The organism is Vibrio sp. 03_296, from assembly GCF_002265885.1.
The window spans coordinates 1-1,190 of record NZ_NPKW01000051.1; the positions used below are offsets into that span (position 1 = coordinate 1).

Below are 1,190 nucleotides of genomic sequence, written 5' to 3' on the forward strand. Positions count from 1 at the left end.
TGAGATAGCAACTTTGGTTGTTTGACTAGAAGACCCTTTGGGGTTGTATGGTTAAGTGACTAAGCGTACACGGTGGATGCCTTGGCAGTCAGAGGCGATGAAGGACGTAGTAACTTGCGATAAGCGTAGATGAGGCAGTAACAGCCACTTGAGTCTACGATTTCCGAATGGGAACCACTGGCATAAGCCAGTATCATTGAGTGAATACATAGCTCAATGAAGCGAACCGGGAGAACTGAAACATCTAAGTACCCCGAGGAAAAGAAATCAACCGAGATTCCGAAAGTAGCGGCGAGCGAAATTGGATTAGCCCTTAAGCTTTACATGTGTTAGACGAACGGTCTGGAAAGTCCGACGATACAGGGTGATAGTCCCGTAGTTGACGATGCATGTTCAGTGAAATCGAGTAGGGCGGGACACGTGWTATCCTGTCTGAATATGGGGGGACCATCCTCCAAGGCTAAATACTCCTGACTGACCGATAGTGAACCAGTACCGTGAGGGAAAGGCGAAAAGAACCCCTGTGAGGGGAGTGAAATAGAACCTGAAACCGTGTACGTACAAGCAGTAGGAGCACCTTCGTGGTGTGACTGCGTACCTTTTGTATAATGGGTCAGCGACTTATATTCAGTGGCAAGGTTAACCGTATAGGGGAGCCGTAGCGAAAGCGAGTCTTAACTGGGCGTTCAGTCTCTGGATATAGACCCGAAACCGGGTGATCTAGCCATGGGCAGGTTGAAGGTTGAGTAACATCAACTGGAGGACCGAACCGACTAATGTTGAAAAATTAGCGGATGACTTGTGGCTAGGGGTGAAAGGCCAATCAAACTCGGAGATAGCTGGTTCTCCCCGAAAGCTATTTAGGTAGCGCCTCGGACGAATACTACTGGGGGTAGAGCACTGTTAAGGCTAGGGGGTCATCCCGACTTACCAACCCTTTGCAAACTCCGAATACCAGTAAGTACTATCCGGGAGACACACGGCGGGTGCTAACGTCCGTCGTGGAGAGGGAAACAACCCAGACCGCCAGCTAAGGTCCCAAATTACAGCTAAGTGGGAAACGATGTGGGAAGGCTTAGACAGCTAGGATGTTGGCTTAGAAGCAGCCATCATTTAAAGAAAGCGTAATAGCTCACTAGTCGAGTCGGCCTGCGCGGAAGATGTAACGGGGCTAAGTTGTAAACCGAAGC

The 1,190-nt window shown here is 49.5% G+C and carries 1 rRNA gene; it reads left to right on the forward strand.

Annotated elements, in window-relative coordinates:
- Nucleotides 1-49 precede the first annotated feature (49 nt).
- Nucleotides 50-1,190 (forward strand): 23S ribosomal RNA (locus tag CIK04_RS04950); the annotation flags it as partial.